At 72.7% G+C, this 22,147-nt stretch carries 18 protein-coding genes and 1 pseudogene; 7 read left to right on the top strand and 12 right to left on the bottom strand.

Going from position 1 to position 22,147, the window contains the following annotated elements; all coding sequences use genetic code 11:
- Positions 1-2: 2 nt before the first annotated feature.
- On the bottom strand, positions 3-938 hold the full coding sequence (locus G407_RS0122130; protein ID WP_029032563.1) for a PLP-dependent cysteine synthase family protein: 936 nt from the start codon (positions 936-938) through the stop codon (positions 3-5).
- 60 nt (positions 939-998) lie between these two features.
- Between G407_RS0122130 and G407_RS29385 the strand changes: the two genes are divergently transcribed.
- The gene (locus G407_RS29385; RefSeq protein WP_052341743.1) at positions 999-1,469 is read left to right on the top strand and encodes a MarR family winged helix-turn-helix transcriptional regulator; all 471 of its coding nucleotides are present in this window, start codon (positions 999-1,001) and stop codon (positions 1,467-1,469) included.
- Between the two features lie 95 nt (positions 1,470-1,564).
- Entirely contained in the window at positions 1,565-1,864 is a 300-nt protein-coding gene (locus G407_RS0122140; protein WP_029032564.1) for a hypothetical protein, read from the top strand.
- A gap of 47 nt (positions 1,865-1,911) precedes the next feature.
- Here G407_RS0122140 and G407_RS0122145 read toward each other — a convergent pair whose 3' ends face one another.
- The 5 genes and pseudogenes from G407_RS0122145 to G407_RS0122165 form a co-directional block, all read right to left on the bottom strand.
- Positions 1,912-2,133: a hypothetical protein gene (locus tag G407_RS0122145; RefSeq protein WP_029032565.1), complete on the bottom strand. Its 222-nt coding sequence runs from the start codon at positions 2,131-2,133 to the stop codon at positions 1,912-1,914.
- Positions 2,134-2,147: 14 nt separating this feature from the next.
- Positions 2,148-3,242, bottom strand: coding sequence for a formate dehydrogenase subunit gamma (locus tag G407_RS29390; protein ID WP_169728823.1), 1,095 nt, complete (start codon positions 3,240-3,242; stop codon positions 2,148-2,150).
- Positions 3,243-3,310: 68 nt separating this feature from the next.
- Positions 3,311-3,898: pseudogene (fdh3B, locus tag G407_RS29395) on the bottom strand (formate dehydrogenase FDH3 subunit beta); the annotation flags it as partial.
- A 13-nt stretch (positions 3,899-3,911) separates the two neighbouring features.
- Positions 3,912-6,812: a formate dehydrogenase subunit alpha gene (locus G407_RS0122160; protein ID WP_029032566.1), complete on the bottom strand. Its 2,901-nt coding sequence runs from the start codon at positions 6,810-6,812 to the stop codon at positions 3,912-3,914.
- 14 nt (positions 6,813-6,826) lie between these two features.
- Entirely contained in the window at positions 6,827-7,045 is a 219-nt protein-coding gene (locus tag G407_RS0122165) for a twin-arginine translocation signal domain-containing protein (RefSeq protein ID WP_043540351.1), read from the bottom strand.
- A gap of 323 nt (positions 7,046-7,368) precedes the next feature.
- Between G407_RS0122165 and G407_RS29400 the strand changes: the two genes are divergently transcribed.
- Together G407_RS29400 and ppsA are read left to right on the top strand one after the other, a co-directional pair.
- Entirely contained in the window at positions 7,369-9,876 is a 2,508-nt protein-coding gene (locus tag G407_RS29400; RefSeq protein ID WP_052341746.1) for a glycoside hydrolase family 65 protein, read from the top strand.
- Positions 9,873-12,263, top strand: a complete 2,391-nt coding sequence (ppsA, locus tag G407_RS0122175) for a phosphoenolpyruvate synthase (protein WP_029032568.1) — start codon at positions 9,873-9,875, stop codon at positions 12,261-12,263. Before G407_RS29400 ends, ppsA begins: the two co-directional genes overlap by 4 nt.
- A 6-nt stretch (positions 12,264-12,269) precedes the next feature.
- Here ppsA and G407_RS0122180 read toward each other — a convergent pair whose 3' ends face one another.
- On the bottom strand, positions 12,270-13,079 hold the full coding sequence (locus G407_RS0122180; RefSeq protein WP_029032569.1) for an aspartate dehydrogenase: 810 nt from the start codon (positions 13,077-13,079) through the stop codon (positions 12,270-12,272).
- A gap of 164 nt (positions 13,080-13,243) precedes the next feature.
- On the opposite strand from G407_RS0122180, the gene G407_RS0122185 reads away from it, so the two are divergent.
- From G407_RS0122185 to G407_RS0122195, 3 genes are read left to right on the top strand one after another with little or no spacing between them, the layout of a single operon-like run.
- Positions 13,244-13,618, top strand: coding sequence for a c-type cytochrome (locus G407_RS0122185; RefSeq protein WP_029032570.1), 375 nt, complete (start codon positions 13,244-13,246; stop codon positions 13,616-13,618).
- On the top strand, positions 13,615-14,172 hold the full coding sequence (locus G407_RS29405; protein ID WP_052341748.1) for a c-type cytochrome: 558 nt from the start codon (positions 13,615-13,617) through the stop codon (positions 14,170-14,172). The genes G407_RS0122185 and G407_RS29405 overlap by 4 nt, the downstream gene beginning before the upstream one ends.
- Complete coding sequence (locus tag G407_RS0122195) at positions 14,169-14,567, top strand: c-type cytochrome (protein WP_029032571.1); 399 nt, start codon at positions 14,169-14,171, stop codon at positions 14,565-14,567. Before G407_RS29405 ends, G407_RS0122195 begins: the two co-directional genes overlap by 4 nt.
- Here G407_RS0122195 and G407_RS0122200 read toward each other — a convergent pair.
- From G407_RS0122200 to G407_RS0122220, 5 genes are all read right to left on the bottom strand, one after another.
- Entirely contained in the window at positions 14,546-15,082 is a 537-nt protein-coding gene (locus G407_RS0122200) for a PRC-barrel domain-containing protein (RefSeq protein WP_029032572.1), read from the bottom strand. The two genes, G407_RS0122195 and G407_RS0122200, sit on opposite strands and share 22 nt — an antisense overlap.
- Before the next feature lie 87 nt (positions 15,083-15,169).
- Positions 15,170-15,619, bottom strand: a complete 450-nt coding sequence (locus G407_RS0122205; protein ID WP_029032573.1) for a DUF3429 domain-containing protein — start codon at positions 15,617-15,619, stop codon at positions 15,170-15,172.
- A gap of 276 nt (positions 15,620-15,895) precedes the next feature.
- Positions 15,896-16,678, bottom strand: coding sequence for a TIGR02186 family protein (locus G407_RS0122210; RefSeq protein ID WP_029032574.1), 783 nt, complete (start codon positions 16,676-16,678; stop codon positions 15,896-15,898).
- A gap of 5 nt (positions 16,679-16,683) precedes the next feature.
- On the bottom strand, positions 16,684-17,616 hold the full coding sequence (locus tag G407_RS0122215) for a sulfite exporter TauE/SafE family protein (RefSeq protein ID WP_029032575.1): 933 nt from the start codon (positions 17,614-17,616) through the stop codon (positions 16,684-16,686).
- A gap of 136 nt (positions 17,617-17,752) precedes the next feature.
- Positions 17,753-21,952 (bottom strand): SEL1-like repeat protein, encoded by a 4,200-nt coding sequence (locus G407_RS0122220; protein WP_029032576.1) that lies wholly within the window; start codon positions 21,950-21,952, stop codon positions 17,753-17,755.
- Between the last annotated feature and the right edge of the window lie 195 nt (positions 21,953-22,147).

The following is a 22,147-nucleotide window of genomic DNA, read 5'->3' on the forward strand; positions in this document are numbered from 1 at the left end:
GCTCACGCCCGGCCGCCGAGCGAGCCGAGGTACTTCATGCCGGTGTCGCACATGATCGTGGCGACCGTCGACCGAGGTCCCATCCGCTCGGCCAGGCGTAATGCGGCGATGACGTTGCATCCGGTCGAGAGCCCGGCGAAGAGCCCCTCCTCCCTCGCCAGCCGAAGGGCCATGGCGCGCGCCTCCTCCGTCGAGACGCGCTCGATGCCGTCGGCGATCCCGTCCCGCCAGAGCGGGACGACGTAGCCGGCGCCGATGCCGTCGATCTTGTGGCCGCCCGGCGCACCGCCGGAAAGGACCGCCGATTCGGCCGGCTCGACGGCGACGATCCGCACGCTCGCGGTCCGCTCGCGCAGGCGCGTCGCGACCCCGCGCAGCGACGCCGCCGTGCCGACGCTCTGGACGAACCCGTCGATCTCCCCGCCGCTCTGGACCAGGAGCTCGTCCGCCAGGGCCGCATAGGCCGCGAGCTGATCCGCGTTGTTCATCTGATCGACCCAGAACGCGCCCGTTCGATCGGCCGTCGCCCCTGCGGCCGCGATCATGCGGCGGGTCAGGCTTTCGGTCATGCGACCGCCCTCGCTCGCGAGCACGTCGAGATCGGCGCCGAGGAGCCGCATGTGGTCGAGCTTCTCGCGGGCGAACGCATCGGAGCTGACGATGTGGAGTGGATGCCCTTTCACGGCGCAGACGAGCGCGAGCGAGACGCCGGTGCTTCCGCCCGTGTACTCCACGACCGGTGCGCCCGGACGAAGCCGCCCGTCGCGCTCGGCCGCGTCGACGATGGCGAGCGCCATCCGGTCCTTCATGCTGCCCGTCGGGTTGGCGCTCTCGAGCTTGACGAGGATTCGCGCGCCGTTCGCGGGCACGATGCGCCTCAAGGGGAGGAGCGGCGTGTTCCCAACGCAGTCGAGCAGGCCGTGCGTGTTCGAGCTCATGAGCGCCCTCCTCGGGCGAAGACAATTTACATGTACATGCAAATAAGGTAGGTACAAGGAATGAAGACGCCGATCAAGCCTCGAACCCTGCGGTCGGATGCGGCGAGCCTGCTCGATCGCTGCACGGGCGTGCGGACGCGCTCGGCCGCGCGCCGCGTCACGCAGTTCCTCGACGAGGCGCTGAGCGGCTGCGGGCTCAGCTTCGCGCAGGTGAGCCTGATGGCCCATCTCGCCGCGGCGGACGACGATCGGCTCGGCGCGCTCGCGCGACGCTTGGGCGTCGACCAGTCGACGCTGTCGAGAAACCTGCGCGTTCTGGAGCGGGCGGGCCTGGTCGAGATCGCCTCGGTCGAGGCGGATCTGCGCCGCCGTGCGGTCTGGCTGACGGAAGAGGGCGCGCGCCGGCTGGAGGCGGCGCTCCCGGCCTGGCGGACGGCCCAGGAGACTCTCGAGCGGTTCGTCGCACCCGACCTCGTCCGCGCCTTGTGCGCGGGCTCCGAGGCGCTCGGCCGGTCCCGGGCCGAGGGCTAGGTGGGCGCCGCCGAGGCGGCCGCGGAACCGCGAAGGCCTCGCCCGGTTTGCCGCTCACGGGCCGTCGAGATTCGCGACCCGGATGGGAGGTCCGGATGCCGTTCAAGCTCGTCTCGATCGCGGCCGCAGCGAGCCTGGCGTTCGCGCTCGGCATCACGCCGGCACCCGCGCAGCAGCCGGACTGGGATCGCGACATTCCCTGGATCGACGCCGGCTCGGTGCTCGAGAGCCTGCCGCCGGAGATTACGGATCTCGGGCGCACGCCGCCCAACGATCTTCCCGGCGAGAGCACCGACGAGCTGCAGGAGCTGATCGACGAGGCCCACGACGACGCCGATCCCGGCGAGGCCGCTCCCGGGAACCGCCGCCGTCCCCTGCCGCGCCAGGCCGACTGAGCCAGGCCGACTGAGGGGACCGGTCCCCGCCGCTCGGGCCCCGGGGATCAGTCCCCCGCGGGGGAGCGCCCGGCCTCGATGCCGCCGACGGGATCGCGGACGTGGCCGAGGAGCCCGTCCGGATCCGGCCAGGCCTCCGGCTTCACCCGTACGGAGCGCTCGGCCGAGTAGGCCTCGGCCGCGCTCTGGGACAGGAGCCCGGCCAGCACGCCCCAGGAAACGAGCGCGATCACCAGCACGACGCCGCAGGATGCGAGGAACGCTTTCATCGGCCGTTCTCCCCCTATTCCGCCGGCTCGGCGCGCGGTGCCTCCGGCTCGGCGTCGGCGCCGGTTCCGCGGTCGCGCTCGAGCCGCTCGATCCAGAGCGGGTGATGGGTCGCCGCCCACTGCCGGTCCACGTCGCCCTTCCACATGGCGTCGAAGGAGCCGCTGACGCCCACCGAGCCGAGATAGGCGTGGCCGATGATGGTCGCGATCATCAGCGCCGCGACGATCGTGTGCCCGCCGTGCAGGACCTGCATCCAGCCCATGCCGATCGTCGAGATCGGGAGCATCAGCAGGATGCCGGAGGTCCCCATGGCGAGACCGCCCAGGACGGCGATCCAGAAGATCAGCTTCTGGCCGGCATTGAACTTCTCCGCCGGCACGTGCCGGCCGGACGGCAGGCCCCCGGCCTGGCGCAGCCACTCCCGGTCGACCCGGTTGAAGAGGTTGTCCTGCACCCACAGCCCCGCCATCGCCACGATGCCGATGAGGAAGGCGAAGCCGACCTGGTTGTGGAGCACGAGCGCGCCCTGCGAGAGCGCGCCGAAGGCCGCATCGCCCGCCCAAGGCTGGATCAGCTGCCGGCCGAAGACGAAGTTGAGGCCCGTGAGCGCGAGGAGCACGAAGGAGATCGCCGTCGTCCAGTGCACGACGCGGTCGAGAAACCGGAAGCGCGGCACGCGCCGGCCCCGCGGATCGCGCTCGTAGCCCTGCGATCCCCGCCAGAAGAAGAGGCCGAGCACCGCCGCGGCGGCGAGGACGATCAGGATGCCGTGGATCCACTTCGTCCAGTAGGTGCGAAAGTCCCGCCAGACACGGTTGTCCGGGGCGGTGACGAAGCCGAGCGCCGGGTTCTGCCAGTAGGTGAAGCCGTCCAGCCGCTCGTCGGGCATCTCGCGGTCGCTGAGCGTGCGCAGCAGCGTGTCGAGATCGGCGGTGGGGGCGCGCTCGGGGTTCAGGTAGACGCCGCGCTCGGCGGGGAAGGCCTCCGGCTGCGGCTCGCTCTCCTGCGCCGTGGCCAGCTCCGGCACGGTCACGAGCGCGACGAGCGCGAGCATGCCGAGCAGGCGGGCGAGCGCCGAGGTGCCGGCGCGGGCGGGCATGCGTCTCATGGCGTCCTCATCGACTCGGTGGCCATGGCCGGCGGCCATTCGCCGCTGCCCTGCGAGAGCACGGTCGGGCTGTCCTGGTAGGCGGTCGCCCAGCCCCAGGCGGCGGAGCCGTAGCCGCGGCGCAGCACCCGTTCGCGGTAGATCTCTGCGATGATCTCGCCGTCGCCGGCGAGGAGCGCCTTCGTCGAGCAGACTTCCGCGCAGATCGGCAGCTTGCCCTCGGCGAGCCGGTTGCGGCCGTAGACGGCGAAGCTCTCCGGCTCGTTGGTGCCGTCCTCGGGCCCGCCGGCGCAATAGGTGCACTTGTCCATCTTGCCCCGCGATCCGAAGGCGGTGGTCCTGGGGTATTGCGGCGCGCCGAAGGGGCAGGCGTAGAAGCAGTAGCCGCAGCCGATGCAGACCTCCTTCGAGTGCAGCACGATGCCGTCGTAGGTCTGCAGGAAGCAGTCCACCGGGCAGACGCTGGCGCAGGGCGCGTCGGTGCAGTGCATGCAGGCCATCGAGATCGAGGCCTCGCCGGGACGGCCGTCGTCCAGGGTGACGACGCGCCGCCGGGTCATGCCCCAGGGCACCTCGTGCTCGTTCTTGCACACGGAGACGCAGGCATTGCACTCGATGCAGCGCTCGGCGTCGCAGATGAACTTCATGCGGGCCATGGGGCGCCTCTCCTCAAGCCGGGACGATGCGGGCGAGCGTGACCTTCGTCTCCTGCATCGCGGTGACGGGGTCGTAGCCGTAGGTGGTGACGGTGTTGACGCTCTCGCCGAGCACGATCGGGTCGGTGCCGGACGGGTACTGCGCCCGCAGGTCGTCGCCCATGTAGATGCCGCCGAAATGGAAGGGCATGAACAGCACGCCCTCGGACACGCGCTCGGTCACCATGGCGCGGGCGATGATCCGCGCCTGGTTCTCCGGCCCGTGCATCCAGACCAAGCGCCCGTTCTCGATGCCGAGCCGCGACGCGTCGGCCGGGTTGATCTCGATGAAGGCCTCCTGCTGGAGTTCCGCGAGCCACTTGTTCGAGCGCGTCTCCTCGCCGCCGCCCTCGTACTCGACGAGCCGCCCGGAGGTGAGGATGAACGGGTAGTCCCGCGCGATCCCGAGCTCCGCCGCCCGCATCTGGACGGTGAGGTTGATCGTCGGCAGGCGGAAGTCCACCCGGTCCGGCAGCGTCGGGTACTCGGCCAGGAGGTCGGTGCGCGGCGTATAGATCGGCTCGTGGTGCATCGGCACCGGGTCGGGCAGGTTCCAGGCGAGCGCGCGGGCCTTGGAATTGCCGTAGGGGGAGCAGCCGTGGGCGATGGCGACGCGCTGGATGCCGCCGGAGAGGTCGGTGGTCCAGGAGACCTCCTCGACCTTGTCGCCGCCGATGCGCTCGATCACGGCGCGCTCGGTCTCGGTGAGCTCGCCGTCCCAGCCCAGCCGCTGGAGCACCGCCATGGTGAACTCGGGATAGCCGTCCTCGAGGTCCGAGCCGGGCGTCGAGACGCCCTCCGCCAGCAGCGGCACGCCCTCGCGCTCGACGCCGAAGCGGGCGCGGAAGCCGCCGCCGCCCTGGGCCACGGGAACGCTCAGGTCGTAGAGGATCGGCGTGCCGGGATGCTTCTGCTCCGGCGGGCCCCAGCAGGGCCAGGGCAGGCCGTAGACCTCGCCGGCGACCGGCCCCTCGCTCGCCCGCAGCGTCTCCGGGTCGAACAGGTGCTGGTACTCCATGTGCTGCTTGAGCCGCTCGGGGGACTGGCCGGTATAGCCGATCGACCAGGTGCCGCGGTTGATCTCGCGCAGGATGTCCTCGATCGAGGGAATGCCGCCTTCCTCGATGGCGATGTGCTTGAACATCTCCTCAGCGAAGCCGAGCTTCGTGGCGAGATGGTACATCGTCTCGTGGTCGCCCTTCGATTCGAAGATCGGCGGGATCACCTCGTCGGCCCATTGCAGGGAGCGGTTCGAGGCGGTGCGGGTGCCGCGGATCTCGAACTGGGTCGCCGCCGGCAGGAGGTAGGTGTTCTCCTGGCGCGAGCCGAGCACGGCGAAGGTGGTCGGATGCGGGTCGCAGACGACGAGGAGGTCGAGGTTGTCGATGCCCTCCACCGCTTCCGGCATGCGCACCACGGTATTGCCGCCGTGGCCGAACACCATCATGCCCCGCACCTTTCCGGGCTGCTGCACGTCCTCGGCGGGGTAGTTCACCGCGTCGAACCAGCGCGTCGTCGGGATGCCCTTGGTCTCCATCAGCTCCTTGGAATAGAAGCGCGAGACCATCCAGTCGTAGTCGACGTCCCAGACGCGGCACCAGTGCCGCCAGGAGCTCTCCTGCAGGCCGTAATAGGCGGGCAGCGTCGTCACGTCCAAGCCGAGGTCGGTCGCGCCCTGGACGTTGGAATGCCCGCGGAAGATGTTCGCGCCCCCGCCGGCGACGCCGATGTTGCCGAGCGCGAGCTGCAGGATCGTGTAGGCGCGCACGTTGGCGGTCCCCACCGTCTTCTGCGTCGCGCCCATGCACCAGATCAGCGTCGAGGGCTTCTCGTGGGACATCAGCCAGGCGATGTGGCGCAATTGCTCGCCCGGAACGCCCGAGACGCGCTCGACCTCCTCGGGCGTCCAGCGGGCGACCTCGGCGCGGACCTCGTCCATGCCGTAGACGCGGGTACGGATGTACTCCGCGTCCTCCCAGCCGTTCTCGAAGATGTGCCAGAGCACGCCCCAGATGACGGGGATGTCGGTGCCCGGGCGCAGGCGCACGTAGTCGGTGGCGTGCGCGGCGGTGCGGGTGAAGCGCGGGTCCACCACGATCATCCGCGCGCGGTTGCGCTCCTTGCCGAGCAGGATGTGCTGCATCGAGATCGGATGGGCCTCGGCCGGGTTGCCGCCCATGATCATGATGCACTTGGAGTTCGTGATGTCGTTGAAGGAGTTCGTCATCGCCCCGTAGCCGACGGAGTTGGCGACGCCGGCGACCGTGGTCGAGTGGCAGATGCGGGCCTGGTGGTCGACGGAGTTCGTGCCCCAGAAGGCCGCGAGCTTGCGGAAGAGGTAGGCGTTCTCGTTGGAGAACTTGGCGGAGCCGAGCCAGAACACGCTGTCGGGGCCGCTCTCGTCGCGGATGGCGAGGAGCTTGTCGCCGATCTCCTCGATCGCCTGCTCCCAGGAGACCCGCACCCACTGACCACCGGTGCGCTTCAGCGGGTACTTGATGCGCCGGTCGCCGTGGCCGATCTCGCGCACCGAGGCGCCCTTGGCGCAGTGCGTCCCGAGATTGATCGGGCTCTCGAAGGCGGGCTCCTGGCCGACCCAGACGCCGTTCTGGACCTCGGCGCGCACGGTGCAGCCGACGGAGCAGTGCGTGCAGATCGACTTCCGGATCTCTATCGGGGGGCCGTCGGGGATCTCCGTCGCCGCCTGCGCGCGGCGCACGAGGCCGTCGCGCGGCAGGGCCGCGAGCGCGCCGATGCCGACGGCGGAGAGGCCGGAGGCCTTGAGGAAGTCGCGGCGGTCGAGCGCGCGGCGCTCGGTTCCCGCGAGCGGCGCGGCCCGGCCGCGCTCCCGACGATCGCGCTTGCGCATCAGCATTCCGGCAGCCCTCCTCAGCGCGCGTTGGTGCGGTAGTAGGTGAGGACGTGCTCGGTCTCGCGGTACCGCGGCTCGCGGTTCTCGATCGGCGCGGTCAGCGCCTGCGCCGGCGCGCCCCCGTCGAGAACCGCGCCGGCGGCGGCCGCGGGTGCCAGCGCGAGGCCCTTGAGGAGATCGCGGCGCTTCGGCGCGGCGCGCGCCGCTCCATCGTCGATCGCATCCCGCCTGGCCATGGTCGCATCCTCTCCCCGCGCGTGTGCGGAGCCAATGGCCGAGCCGGCGCGGGGTTCCACTTCGATGACGCGGCGCGCGTGACGCCGCCCGCGACGCGGAGGCGATCGCCGCAGCGCGGGTGGTGGCGATCGCGGTGGGTGAAAACCTCGAATTCGGATCGTAATCCGACCTCCGTAGCAACCCCGATCGGGTCCGGCCGGAGCTACAGGCGCGTTTCGCGCGCTATTGTGCGCCACGTCCGACACCGCCGCGCACGGGCCGAGCCGAGCTCGGCGCTGCGGCGGGACCCCGAAGGAACCGCGGTGACGACGCGAGGGAGCGCATGACCGGCGACTGGATTCTCGGATACGACGGCTTCGATCCCGCTGCCGAAGGCCTGCGGGAGGTGCTCTGCGCGCTCGGCAACGGCTATGTCGTGTCCCGCGCGGCCGCGGCGGACGCGCGCGCCGACGACGTGCACTATCCCGGCACCTACCTCGCCGGCGGCTACGACCGGCTGACCACCCGCGTCGGCGACCACGACGTCGAGAACGAGGACCTGGTCAACCTGCCGAACTGGCTGCCGCTGCACGTGCGCGCCGAGGACAGCCCCTGGCTCCGGGCCGGCGATTACGAGCGGCTCGATTACCGCCAGGACCTGTCGCTGCAGGACGGGCTCCTGCGGCGCAGCTTCCGCATTCGCGATGCGGCCGGGCGGATCACGCGCTGGGAGGAGGAGCGCCTCGTCTCGATGGACGATCCGCACGTCTGCGCGCTGGCGGTCACGCTGACGCCGGAGAACTGGTCCGGCCGGCTCGGCCTGCGCGCCGGCGTCGACGGCGGCGTCACCAACTGGGGGGTGAAGCGCTACCGCGCGCTCGACGGGCGCCACCTCGCCCCGCCCGAGACGACCTGCTGCGACGACGGCATGGTCGCGCTGCGTACCCGCTTCGTCCAGGCGCGCCGCGAGGTGGCGCTCGCCCAGCGGCTCGTGGTGGAGACGCACGGCGCGCGCCTCCTCTCGGAGCGCAAGGAGGCGCTGGCCACGTCCGCGTGGCAGGAGCTCGAGATCGCCGTCGAGGCGGGGCGCTCCGTGCGTGTCGAGAAGATCGCCGCCTATTTCAATTCCCACGATCATGCCATCGCGGAGCCGCTGCACGAGGCCTGCCGACGCGTCACCCGGGTCCCCTCCTTCGAGTCCGCCCGGGAGGCGCACGCGCGCGCCTGGCGGCATCTCTGGGAGCAGGCGGACATCCGCATCGAGAGCCCGCAGAACGGTGGCGCCCAGCTCAAGCTCAGGCTGCACGTCTTCCACCTGCTGCAGACGGCCTCGCCGCATTCCGTCGATCTCGACGTCGGCATCCCGCCGCGCGGCTGGCACGGCGAGGCCTATCGCGGCCACATCATGTGGGACGAGCTGTTCATCTTCCCGTTCCTGACTCTGCGCCTGCCGGTGCTCACCCGTGCGCTGCTGCGCTACCGCCACCGCCGCCTCGACGAGGCGCGCCGCGCCGCCCGCGCGGAGGGGCTGGCGGGCGCGATGTTCCCCTGGATGAGCGGCTCGAACGGGCGCGAGGAGACGCAGACGGTCCACCTCAACCCGATGTCCGGCCGCTGGCTGCCGGACAATTCCTACCGCCAGCGCCACATCGGCGCGGCGGTCGCCTACAACGTCTGGCAATATTACGAGGCAACCGACGATCGCGAGTTCCTGCGCGACTACGGCGCGGAGCTGTTCCTCGAGATCGCCCGCTTCTGGTCGAGCCTCGCCGAGCGGCGCGAGGACGGCCGCTTCTCCATTCGTGGCGTGATGGGGCCCGACGAGTTCCACGACGGCTATCCCGGCCGCGACGCCACCACCGAGGGCGGGCTCGACGACAACGCCTACACGAACTTCATGGTGGCCTGGCTGCTCGCCCGCGCGAGCGACGTCTTCGACCTGCTGCCGGAGGACAATTGCCGACGGCTGTGCGAGAAGCTCGCCATTTCGCACGAGGAGATCGCCCGCTGGGACGCGATCTCGCGCGGCCTCGTCATCCCCTTCCACGACGGCGTCATCTCGCAGTTCGACGGCTACGGCGCGCTGAAGGAGTTCGACTGGGAGCGCTACCGGGAGAAGTACCCCAACCTGCAGCGCCTCGACCGCATCCTCGAGGCCGAGGGCGAGGACCCGAACGCCTACAAGGTCTCCAAGCAGGCCGACGTGCTGATGATCTTCTACCTGTTCAGCCGCGAGGAGATCCGCGAGATCCTCGACCGGCTGGGCTACGCCTTCTCGTCCCGGCAGATCGTCGATACGATCGACTACTACCTCGCGCGGGTCTCGCACGGCTCGACCCTGTCCTTCGTCACCCACGCCTGGGTGCTCGCCCGCTCCGACCGCAAGGCCTCCTGGCGGCTCGCGCTGAAGGCGCTCGACTCGGACATCGCCGACGTCCAGGGCGGGACGACGCAGGAGGGCATCCATCTCGGCGCGATGGCGGGCACCGTCGACCTGCTCCAGCGTTGCTACACAGGGATCGGCATGCGGGCGAGCACGCTCGTGCTCGACCCGCGCCTGCCCGAGGAGGTGACGCGGCTCGAGACGACGGTGCGCTTCCGCCGCCAGATCCTCGATCTCGCGATCACGCAGGACACGCTCACGGTCTCGAGCCGCACGATGTCGGCCCCGCCCGTGTCGATCGCCTATCGCGGGCACGCCCGCGAAATCAGCCCCGGCCAGAGCTTCACCTTCGGGCTCGTCCGGGAGAGCCGGCCGGACGTCGCCGTCCCGGTCCGCGAAGTGCAACAGGCCCGTGCCGTCGAGGGACGCACGCCGGCCGAGAAGACCCCACAGGGAGACCCCGGATGAGCAAGGACAAGGAACTGGTACTGCCCCTCTCGGACCTGACCCGAGGCGAGGGCGCGCTCGTCGGCGGGAAGAACTCATCGCTGGGCGAGATGATCGGCAATCTCGCCTCCCAGGGCATCCGGGTGCCCGGCGGCTTCGCCACGACCGCCGCCGCCTACTGGCGCTACGTCGAGGCGAACGATCTCGGGCCGGCGATCACCGAGGCCATCGGCGGGCTGAAGCAGGATCTCTCGAACCTCCACGCCGTCGGCGAGCGGGTGCGGGGGCTCCTGCTCGAGGCGCACTTCCCCGACGACCTGCGCGACGCGATCCTCGCCTCCTACGCCGGGATGACGGAAGGCGGCCGGAAGGCGAAGGTCGCGGTGCGCTCCTCGGCCACCGCGGAGGACCTGCCGGAGGCGAGCTTCGCCGGGCAGCTCGAGACCTTCCTCAACATCGAGGGCAACAACGCGCTGCTCGACGCCTGCCGGCGCTGCTACGCCTCGCTCTTCACGGACCGCGCCATCGCCTACCGCGAGAACCACGGCTTCGACCACATGAAGGTCGCGCTCTCCGTCGGCGTCCAGCGCATGGTGCGCTCGGACATCGCCTCCTCCGGCGTGATGTTCTCCATCGACACCGAGACCGGCTTCGACCGCTCGGTGCTGATCACCGGCGCCTGGGGGCTCGGCGAGACCGTGGTGCAGGGCATCGTCGAGCCGGACGAGTTCCAGGTCTTCAAGCCGCTGCTCGACGAGGAGGGCCTGACGCCGATCGTCGAGAAGGCGCGCGGCGCCAAGAGCCGCAAGATGGTGTTCTCCGCGCCCGGCGCGAAGTTCCCGACGCGCACGGTCGACACCTCCGAGGACGAGCGCCGGCGCTTCACCCTCGACGACGCGGAGGTGATGCAGCTCGCCCGCTGGGCGGCGGCGATCGAGAAACACTACGGCCAGCCCATGGACATGGAATGGGCGAAGGACGGCGAGACGGGCGAGCTCTTCATCGTGCAGGCGCGGCCGGAGACGGTGCAGTCCCGTCGCGAGGCGGGGCAGCTCAAGTCCTATGCGCTGAAGAGCAAGGGGAAGCTCCTGGTGAAGGGCCTCTCCGTCGGCGACGCCATCGGCGCGGGCCGCGTCTGCAAGCTCGACACGCCCGAGGACATCGAGAAGTTCGAGCCGGGCGCCGTGCTCGTCACCACCATGACGGACCCGGACTGGGTGCCGATCATGAAGAAGGCGGCGGCTATCGTCACCGACCACGGCGGGCGCACGAGCCACGCCGCCATCGTCTCGCGCGAGCTGGGGCTTCCCGCCATCGTCGGCACCGAGATCGGCACGCAGGTGCTCGAGAACGGCATGGAGATCACGGTCTCCTGCGCGGAGGGCGACGAGGGTCGCGTCTACGAGGGGATCGCCGATTTCGCGGTGGAGGAGACCGATCTCTCCGAGATCCCGGCCACCAAGACCAAGGTGATGATCAACCTCGCCAACCCGTCCGCCGCCTTCCGCTGGTGGCGCCTGCCGACGGACGGGGTCGGGCTCGCGCGGATGGAGTTCATCGTCTCCAACCACATCAAGGTCCACCCGATGGCGCTCGTGCGCTACGACCGGGTGGAGGATGCGGCGGTCCGCCGGGAGATCGACGAGCTCACCCGCGGCTATCCCTCTCGCGAGGAGTTCTTCGTCGACGTGCTCGCCCGCGGTGTCGCCCGCATCGCGGCGGCTCACTATCCGAAGCCGGTCGTGCTGCGCATGAGCGACTTCAAGACGAACGAGTACGCGGAGCTGCTCGGCGGCCGGGGGTTCGAGCCGAAGGAAGAGAACCCGATGATCGGCTGGCGCGGGGCGAGCCGCTACTACCACCCCGACTACCGCGAGGGCTTCGCCCTCGAGTGCCGGGCGGTGAAGCGCGCGCGCGACGAGATCGGCATGACGAACATCGTCATGATGATCCCCTTCTGCCGCACGCCGGAGGAGGCGGACAAGGTGCTCGAGGAGATGGCGAAGAACGGCCTGCACCGCGGCGAGAACGGCCTCGAGGTCTACGTCATGGCCGAGCTGCCCTCGAACGTGCGCCTGGCGCACCGCTTCGCGGAGCGCTTCGACGGCTTCTCCATCGGCTCGAACGACCTCACCCAGCTCGTGCTCGGCGTCGACCGCGACTCGGACCGTCTCGCCACCCTCTTCGACGAGCGCCACGAGGCGGTGAAGAGCTTCATCGCCGACCTCCTCGCGGCGGCGAAGAAGAGCGGCACCCATACCGGCATCTGCGGCCAGGCGCCGAGCGACCACCCGGACTTCGCCCGCTTCCTCGTCGAGGAGGGCATCGACACGATCTCGGTGACGCCCGATACGTTCCTGCGGGTGAAGCGCGAGGTGGCGAAGGCGGAGGCGGACCTGGGGCGCTGACGCGCCTCAGGTACCGACGACCAGCGGGTCGACGAGCCGCCGCAAGGCCGCGATCGCCGAAAGCGCGGTGATCCGGCCCGTGCGGGGGTTCGTCTCGCTCGGCACGTTCTCGATCGCCATGGTGAAGCGGGCGCAGTCCGCCTCGACCGTGATCGTGTGCGTGTTGCGCGTCACGCCGGGATCCGCCCAGACCTCGAGCCGGGTGCGGTCCGGGCCGATGCCGGCGAGGCTGAGCGCGGCGGCGACGTTGAGGTTCGCTGGGAAGCCCGGCACGCCCTCGCGCACGCTCCCCGAGAACAGGAGCAGCGGCTCGACGAGGCCCTCCAGCGCGATGCCCTTCGCCACCACGTGGGGCGCGCCCGCGAGCCCCGCGGGGGGCTTGCGGGTGACCATCGAGACGCTCTCGATCGTCCCCTCGCGGGCGGCGCGCACGGCGTCGAGGCCGATGAGCGCGCCCGTCGGCACGAGGATGCGCGCGCCGGTCTCCCGCGCGCGCTCCACGAGATCCCAATGGGCGAGGAGCTGGCCGACCGAGAGCGGCACGAACAGCCGCCCGCGCGCCAGCGCCGGCTCAGCCACCGTCCGGAACAGCGCCGGCGGCAGGCCCTCGACGACGACGTCGCAGGTCTCGCCGAGCGCCTCCGGGGCGACGATCGGGCCGTCGAACCCCGCGAGCATCGCCCGCGCCCGCGCCGCGTCGCGCACCGAGACGGCGCCGAGCGCGAGCCCGGGAATGCCGGACATCAGCGCCCGAGCCACCTGCGCGCCCACGCCGCCGAGCCCTGCGAGGCCCACCGTCGTCGTCTCCTTCGCCATCCCCGACCCTCCGCGATCCGTCCGTCGAATGCCCGCAGCTTAGCCCGGTCCGCGGCGAAGGGGCGAGGTGCGTGCGCACGGCGCGGATGCGGATCGAGCCCGCCCTGCGGTCTGCCGCCCGCGCCGAGAGGGGACCCGAGCGGCGCCTCACGCGTTCCGCCACCATGCTCCGCCGCCGGCTCGTCCCCCTCGCGCTCCTCGCGCCGCTCCTCGCGGCGTGCGAGGACGCGCGCGCGCCGGATCTCGACACGGACGCGGTACGCGAGGGCCGGGCCGCGATCCGGCTCTACGGCTGCGGGTCGTGCCACGCGATCCCCGGGATCGGCCGGGCCGACGGGCGCGTCGGGCCGCCGCTGACGCACGTGGCGCGCCAGTCCTACATCGCCGGCAGGCTGCCCAACACGCTGCCGAACCTCGCCGCCTGGATCGCCGACCCGGATGCGCTCGACCCCGGCACGGCGATGCCCGACCTGGGCGTGCCCCCGCGGACCGCGGCGGCGATCGCGGCGTATCTCTATGCGCAGGGAGAGGGCGCATGAGGAACGCGCTCCTGGGCATCCTCGTCGCGGCGCTCGTCGGCACGCTCGGCGCGGTCGCCTTCCTCTACTCGGGCCTCTACCCGATCGGGGCGACCACGCAGCACTCGCGCGTCGTCTACGCCGCGGTCGAGGTCCTCGTGCGGCGGGCGGTCGCGCGCAGCGCGAGCGCGGTGACGCCTCCCGACGCCTTCGACGACGGATCGCGCGTCGAGGAGGGCCTATCGCTCTATCGCGGCTGGTGCGCGCAGTGCCACGGCGCGCCCGGCGTCGCGCCGGCCCCGTTCGCCACCGGCATGAACCCGACGCCGCCGCCGCTCGTCCAGACCGCGCGGGAACGGTCGCCGGCGGAGATCTGGTGGGTGATCGACAACGGCATCGCCATGGCCGGCATGCCGTCCTTCCGCTTCAAGCTCACGGAGGAGGAGATGTGGGCCGTCACCGCCTTCGTCGAGACGCTGCCGGCGCTCTCGCCCGCCGCCTATGCGGCGATGGTGGAGGCGAGCGGGCCCGCGCCGGAGCCGTCGGCGCAGGCGGAGCGGGGAGGGGGCACATGAGGTGGCCGCACGCGCTCGCCCTCGCGGCGGTCGCGTCCCTGGCGCTCGCCGGCTGCCGGGACGAGGACACCCGCTTCGTCGAGGTCCCGCCGGCGCTCGTCGGCGCCGATCCGGAGCGCGGGCGCCTCGCGCTGCGGCTCCACGGCTGTGTCACCTGCCACGTCGCGCCGGGCGTCGTGGGCGGGGACCAGCGTGTCGGGCCGACCCTCGAGGGCTTCGCCGCGCGCCGCTACGTGGCGGGCTCGCTGCCGAACACGCCCGACAACGCCATCCGCTGGATCGTCGCCCCCCAGGAGATCGCCCCGGGAAGCGCGATGCCGGACCTCGGCGTGGACGTCGAGACGGCGCGTGACATCGTCGCGTATCTCAGGTCTCAGTCGGACATCGGATCGTAGGCGCGCGAGCCGGTGGCCTCGACATCGGGGAAATCGAGGTCGGAGCGGCGCAGGCGCAGCGTCTCGTCGGATGCGATCGGCGAGAGGTTCGCCGCCTCGTAGTCGTTCAGCGTCGGCAGGGCGCGCAGCTGGTTCAACGTGTAGGCGGCGATCAGGCGCCCGTCGCGGATCACCGTCTCGGAGATCGGCAGCAGCACGGTGCGTCCGCCGAGCCGGTCGCCGTACTCCACCACGAAGCTCCGCTGCTCCTCCAGCCCGACGACCACGTCGCGCACCGTGCCGACGCGGCTGTCGTCGCCGAGCGCGACCGGGGCGCCCTCCAGCGTCCCGACCGCGAACTGACGGTCCTCCGGCCCGGGCAGAGGCAGCAGGCGGCCGTCGAGCGTCTCGACGGGATCACCGGTGACGGGGCCGGCCGCCGGCGGGCTGGTCTGTTGTGCCAGCGCGGGGAGGGCGGACAGGCAGGCCGCGGCCGCGAGGGCGGCGAGCGGGCGGGGCAGGGTGGCGGGTCGCATGCTGCGCTCCTTCGTGACGATGAGGGTCCCGAGGGGATGCGCGAGCGGGCGCGTGCGTTCCCGGGCACGTCGTCGCGTGCCGTCACCTCACAGCGCGAGCGCGCCGAGCGCCAGGGCCAGCGCCGCGCCGCCGGAGAGGACGAGGCGCAGGCGCCCGAACCATTCCGGCGCCTCCTCGCGGCAGACGAGCCCGTAGTCGAGGAGGCCGAGCGCGACATGCAGGGCGCACAGGGTCCACAGCCGCGCCTCCGGCGGCAGCGCGAGCGCGGCGAAGGCGAGGAGCGAGGGGACGACGGAGATGACGTAGCCGCGCCGCGCCGCGTCCTGCTCCTCCATCGAGACCGCGACGCCCCAGCGGATCCCGCCCAGGAAGGAGAGGATGAGCGCGCCGTAGGCCGCGAGCGCCAGAGCGAGGAACGCCGCGTCGCGGCCGAGGTCGAGACCGGCGAGGAGTGCCAGGGCCGGCACATAGAAGGGAATCAGCCCCGTGAGCCCCAGGACCAGGGGCACGGGCGGGATGGAGGCGTCGGCTTTCATGCGCTGGCGGCTCGCGGCGGGAGAAGCGGGTCGGGCGGCTTCGGGGAAGGACCGGACGGCGGCCCGGCCTCGCAGACATAGCGCCGAGCGCCACGCTTGCAAGCTCAGCGGCGCGCGATCGGCCGCGCGAGGGCTTCGACGCAATCGCCGTCGAGCGTGGTGCCGGTGTCCGGAGGGCCTCCGGCGCGGGCGCGCGGCGGGCGTGGGCGGCGGGAAACAACGCCGGAACGTGGCACGGACGCGTTGCGGCAGCCTCGATGCACGTAACGCCCGCGCTCAGTCGCGCCGGAACACCACGCTCGCCAGCCACCCGAGGAAGACCGCCGTCCCCGCCGTGCCCAGGCCGTAGAGGAGCGACTGCTCCTCGGCGAGCGCGGCGATCCGCTGCTCGAAGCCGATCTTCACGAGCTCGAAGTCCGTCCGGTCCCGGGCGAGCATCGCGCCGCCGGAGAACAGCATCACGTCGACCTCGTAGTTGCCCGGCGGCGCGTCCGCGGGCAGCACGATCGCGGCGCGGAAGATCTCGGGCGTCACGAAGGCGACGCCGCGCTCCGCCGCGACGTAGAGGCCCGCGTCGCGCTTCAGCCGCACCAGCGATTCGCGGAAGAGTGCCTCGCGCCCGTCGCGCTCGACCGTGTCGCCGACGTGCCGCACGAGCCCGTCGAGGCCGATCGCGAGGCGGTCGCGCAGGGCCGGCGCGGCGATCTCGTCGAGCGGCGCGGAGGTGAGGGCGGCGTAGAACGCGGGCACGTTCGCGAACTTCTGCTGCTCGCCGTTGATCCACACGACGCCCATCTCCTCGCGCAGGCGCACGGTCACGGTCTGCGGCGGGCCGCGCACGACCACGGCGGCCTCGTAGGGCCCCGTGCGCGAGATCGTCTGCGCATCGCGGCGGATGGCGCCGAACAGGACGACCTGCGAGCCGGCGTAGTTCGAGGTGATCGCCACCTGATGGCTCGACAGCGAGGTGACGATCGATTCCGCGCGCACGGCGCCGGCCGCGAGGAGGCAGGCGAGGAGCGCGAGGAGTCCGATGGGGGAGGGCCGGGCGGTGCGCATGGTCCTCACTCCCCGCCGCCGATCTGCGTGATGGAGAGGGAGAACGGCTCCTCGGGCGGGAGAACGAGCTCCACGGCGAAGCGCAGGCCGACGCCGAGAATGAGCAGCGCGAGCAGGAAGCGGAACACGTCCGCGCGCAGGTGCGCGCTCGCCCGCGCCCCGAACTGTGCGCCGAACACGCCGCCCACGATCAGCATCAGCGCCAGCACGAGGTCGACGGCCTGGTTCGCGACCGCGTGCAGCACGAGCGCGGCGAGCGTCGTGCACAGGATCTGGAACTGCGAGGTGCCCACGACGATGTTCGTCGGTACGCGGAAGAGGTAGAGCAGCGCCGGCACCAGGATGAAGCCGCCGCCGATGCCGAGCATCGCGCCGGCGAAGCCGATGAACATCGCGATCCCCCACAGCGGGATCACGCTCGCGTAGAGCTTCGAGCGGTGGAAGCGCATGCGCAGCGGCAGGCCGAGATAGGCCGGGTGCTCGCCCGCGCGCCGGCGCGGGCGCGGCTTGCCCTTGCGCGACTGCAGGAACTCCCGGACGCTCTCGCGCAGCATCAGCGAGCCGACCACCGTGAACAGCGTCACGTAGGAGACGACGATCAGCAGGTCGAGCTGGCCCGCGCGCCGCGCCGCCGCGAAGAGCCAGACGCCGAGCGCGGTGCCGACGAGGCCGCCCACCACGAGGACGCCGCCGAGCTTGAGGTCGAGCGCGCGCCGGCGCAGCGCCGCGAGGCCGCTCGTGGTCGAGGAGGCGACGATCTGCGCCGTCTGGGTCGCGACCGCCACGGCGGGCGGGATGCCGAGGAAGATCAGGAGCGGCGTCATCAGGAAGCCGCCGCCGATGCCGAACAGGCCCGAGATGAAGCCCACCGCGGCGCCGAGCCCCAGGATCATGAAGAGGCTCACCGTGAGCTCGGCGACGGGCAGGTAGATGGACACGGCAACGATTCCTCGGGCCGGGGCCGTGGCCCCGACGATGACGCGCTACGAACGGCCGCGGCCGGGCGGCCGCGCTCCCTTCCTGCCCCGCGCCCGTGACGGCCTGATGGCCGCCGTCGCGGCCGACCGCGATCGATCAGGCCGCGAAATGACGCACCGGCAGGCCGGCCGAGCGATCGTTCCACCCGTGCGCCGGCAAGGCAACCTCGTTCGCACGCGCATCGGGGGTTTCCGGGCGCCAGGCGTCCGCCGCGGACTGGGCCACGAGGCGGGCCGGCTCGTCCAGGCGCTGCGCGAGCTCCTCCTGGCGGGCGGAGGCGTCGGTGTCGCCCTGCGCGGCGGCGATGGCGAACCAGGTGTAGGAGGCGGGCAGATCCTGCGGCGCGCCGAGCCCGCGGGCGAGGAGGACGGCCAGGTTGTATTGGCTGTCGCGCACGCCGTGCTCGGCCGCCCTGCGGAACCAGCCGATCGCACCGGTATAGTCCGGCGCGCCCGCCACGGCGCCCTCGGCGAGGAGGACGGCGAGGTTGTGCATGGCGGTGACGTTGCCGCTCTCCGCCGCCCGGCGGTACCACATCTCCGCCGCGGCGGGATCGCGCGCGACGCCCACGCCCTTGTCGTAGATCTGGCCGATCCGGTACTGCGCCGGCACCACGCCCTGCTCGGCGAGGCGCTCGAACAGCCTGGCGGCCAGCGCCGGGTCGCGCGGCGCGTCGCGCCCGTCGGAGAGGCGCGCGGCGAGCTCGAACACGGCGGCCTCGTCGCCGGCACGGGCGGCCTCGCGCAGGCGCGTGGAGGCGACGGCGTCGGGGATGACGAGGCCCGCGACGAGGGGCGAGACCGGGCCGGTCGGGATCGGCGCCGCGGCGGCACCGGTCCCCGTCGAGGGGACGATGCGCGCGGCGAAGGCGGTCGCCTCGTCGCGGCGCGGCGGCAGCATGATCTCCCGCGCGGCGTCCGCGGACGTGGGTGCGGGGATGACGAGGTCGCCCGCGGGGATGCCGTTCGAGAGCGGCGCCGCCGGCAGGCCCATGAAGCTCGGCACCCGCGCCGCGTCCGCGGGGGGAATCGTCTGCGTCGTCGTCGGGCCCGCGGCGGGGACCGCCGGCGCCTCGGCCTCGGGCGCGATGGTGATCGCCGGCGCGCCGATCGGGGCGGGTGCCTCCGTCGCGATCTGCGCCGGCGGCGCGACGCTCGCGATCGGCCCGTCGCCGCCGCGCTGGAGCATGGACGAGACCTGGAGCGCGCCGATGGCGAGCACGATCGCCGCGAGGCCGAGCAGCAGCGGCTTGCGGCGGCGCGCGAGCACGCGCTTCATGCGCCCGGCGAGGCTCGCTGGCGAGGCGCCGTCCGCGTCGATCTCCGCGGGCTCGCTGCGCGCCGCGGCCGCTTCCGCGGCGGCCGACTGCGCGGCGCGGCGGGCGGCGGCGATGAAGCTCGCCTTGATGTCGCCGGCGTCGGGCTCCTCGCTCGCGGCGGGCGCCGGCGCCGCGGTCCTGCGGCTCTTGCCGGGCTGGGGCCGGCCGGAGCCCGGCTCGAGCAGGATCTCGTCGACGAACGACGCGGCGGCAGGCGCGTCCGCCTCGGAGAGGAGCGCGGCGGCAGCGGTGTCGAGCACCGGCGCCTGCGGCTCCGCCTCCGGCGTCCGGGGGGCGGAGGCGCGGAAGGCCGAGATGTCGAAGCCGCGGGGCATCGCGGGCTCGTCGCGCGCGGGGCCCGACGCCTCGGCGGCGGGGGCGCTCGGCTTGTCGATGCCGGGCTTGTCGAGGGACGGCTTGTCGAGGGCCGGCTTTTCCGAGATCGGCTTGCCCTCGCCGGACGGCTTGCGTGCGGCGGGAGCCTCCGTCGGCTTCTGGCGGCGCACGTCCTTGTCGCGCGCGGTGCCGGCCTCGAGCGAGGCGAGGCGCCCGACGAGGGCCTCGAGGGTGCCGTGCACGGCGCTCAGCGTGTCGCGGCTGCGCCGATCGGCTTCCACCTGGGAGACCTTGAGGCTCTCGATCGTGCGGGAGAGGTCGGCGAAGGCGTCGTCCTTGGCCGGGACGGGCACGCCCTCGCGCAGGCCCTCCTCGAGACCGGCGACCTGGGCCATCAGGTCGCCCATCGAGCGCTCGAGCGCGGCGAGCGCCGGGTCGGGATCGCGCTCGCGCTCGAGCCGCGCGGCGATCTGCGTGATGTGCCGCTCCAGGGCCTCGAGCCCGTCGGAGCCCTCGCGCTGGGGTTCCTCGAGCTTCGCGGCGAGGCCGGCGAGCATGGCCTCGAGGGGCTTGAGCCGCTCGTCGTCGCCCGGTGCGGACAGCCGCTCGTCGATCCGGTCGAGCCGGCGCATCAGCCCGTCGAGGTCGAGCGACGGCTCGGGACGCGGCGCCTCGCGCAGGGCGTCGAGCTTCTCGGCCATGACGTCGAGACGCGCCACGAGCGCCGCCGGCGCGAGCGCCTCCTGGCGGGCACCGAGCCGCTTCTCCAGCAGCTCGATCTGCTGCGCCACCGGCGAGACGTCGACCTGTGCGGGCTGCGCGGAGAGGGCGTCGAGCCGGGCGCCCAGCGCCTCGATCTGGCTCGCGAGCGGGCCGAGATCGACGACCGCTGCGGGGGCGCCGCCGGCCTCGAGCGTCGCGGCGGAGGCCGCGAGCCCCTCGATCTGGCGCGCGAGCGCGCCGGTATCGGCCCGCGAGAGCAGGCCCGTGACCGCCTCGAGCTTCTCGCCGAGCGTGTCGATGCGCGACCCGAGCGCCCCGAGAGCGGCGGCGTCCGTCTCCGGCCGCGGCGCGGTGAGATGCTCGCGGATGTCCTCGACCGCCGCGCGCATGCCGGCGAACTCGAGCGGGTCGACCTGCCCGTGCCCGATGCGCTCGACCTGGCGCGACAGCTCCGCGACCCGCTCGGCGAGGTCGCCGACGCGGCTCGGCTCGGCGATCTCGCCGAGGAGCCCGCGCAGGTCCGCGACCTCGCCGGTCAGCGCCTGCACGGTCTGCGGGTCGAGCCCCGCGTCCGCGATGAGGTCGACCTTGTGGGAGATCGTCTCGACCGCCTGCACGAGGCCGTGGGGGGCGTTGCGCTGGACCTCTTCGGAGAGCCGGCGTACCTCGCCCTCAAGGCGCGAGAGCGTCGCGCCCATCGCGGTCGCGTCCGGGCCGGAAGTGCCGAGCTTCGCCTGGATCATCGCCTGCGCGGTCTCGCGCGAGAGCGTGCGCAGGATGTCCTCGAGCGCGCCGACCTCGCCGCGGGTGGCGAGGCCCGACACCGTCTCGCGCAGCTGCGCCAGCTCCCGGCGCACGCCCTCGACGGCCGGTGCGGTCTCCTCGTCGCGCGGGCGCACGCTGTCGAGCTGCCCGGCGAGCTTCGAGATGTCGGCGCGCAGCCCCTCCAGGATCTCGGCGTGCGAGCGGCCGTCGCGCGGCGCGGGCTCGGCGCGCGGGGCGAAGCGGGCGGCGAGCGCCGCGGGGGGCCCGGCCGCGGCGCCCTCGGGATCCTCCAGCGCCTGCTGGCGCGAGCGGATCTCGGCGACCGCCTCCTTGAGCTCGTCGCGCACGGACAGGCCGCGGCGGCCGCGCCCGCGCTCGGGCGCCGCGGTCTCGGCGATCCGCTCGGAAATGGTGGCGATGCGCTCCTCGAAGCCGCGCAGGGCACGCTCGATCTTCTCGTCGATCGCCGTCTCGCGGGCGGCGTCGCGATCGCGCGCCGCGCTCGTCTCCTCGCGGCGGCGGGTCTCGAGGGTGGCGAGATGCGTCTCGACCTTGGCGACGGCGTCGAGCGCCGCCTTCATCGAGGGCTGGTGACCCTCCGCGACGCGCCGGTCGATGTCGTCGAGGCGCCGGGTCATCAGGCCGAGCGCCTCGCCGAGCACGGTCGCGGTGCGGTCCTGGCGCTCGGCGACGGAGCGCGTCGTCTCCGACATGCGGTCCTCGGCGCGCTCGATCCAGCGTGCCACGGAATCGAGCGCCTCGGCGGTCTTCGCCGCGCTCTCGCGGGCGCGGCGATCCTGCTCGGCGGTGAGGGAGGCGATGACCTGGTCGATGTTGCGGGTCGAGGCTTGGGCCCGCGCCTGGGGAGCGGCGGCGCCGCTTCCCTCGCCGCGGCTGATCTTGCCGAGACGGGAGGCGACGCCGTCGAGCTCGTCCCAGCCGCCGCCGTGATGCGGCTCCCGAGCCGGCTGGCCGGCGCGCCGACGCACCGGCGCCTCCTGGTGGGTGCGCGTCGCGCGATCGGCGATGGCGACCGAGAGCCATTCGTCGACGCTCATCCCGGCGCGTCGGGCCGCCTCGCGGGCCGCATCGCGCACCTCGGGATCGAGACCGTCGAGGCCCCAGGGGGCGGACTGTGAAACGTTCTGCCGCATCGCCGCGCTCTCGGTCCTGTTGGCCGGCCGGATGGCCGCGGGACGTGTCGTCGGTGGCGCCGTGCGAGGGGTGCGCGGCCGGGCTCGGCGCCGCCCCGACGCACCTGCCCCGACGCCGCCCGCGGCCGCCGGAAGTTGACGGACGGTTGCGGGCATGCGCCGACGCCTCGACTTTTCCCCGTCAAGGTAAACACG

Source organism: Salinarimonas rosea DSM 21201 (assembly GCF_000429045.1).
Taxonomy (GTDB): Bacteria; Pseudomonadota; Alphaproteobacteria; order Rhizobiales; family Beijerinckiaceae; genus Salinarimonas; species Salinarimonas rosea.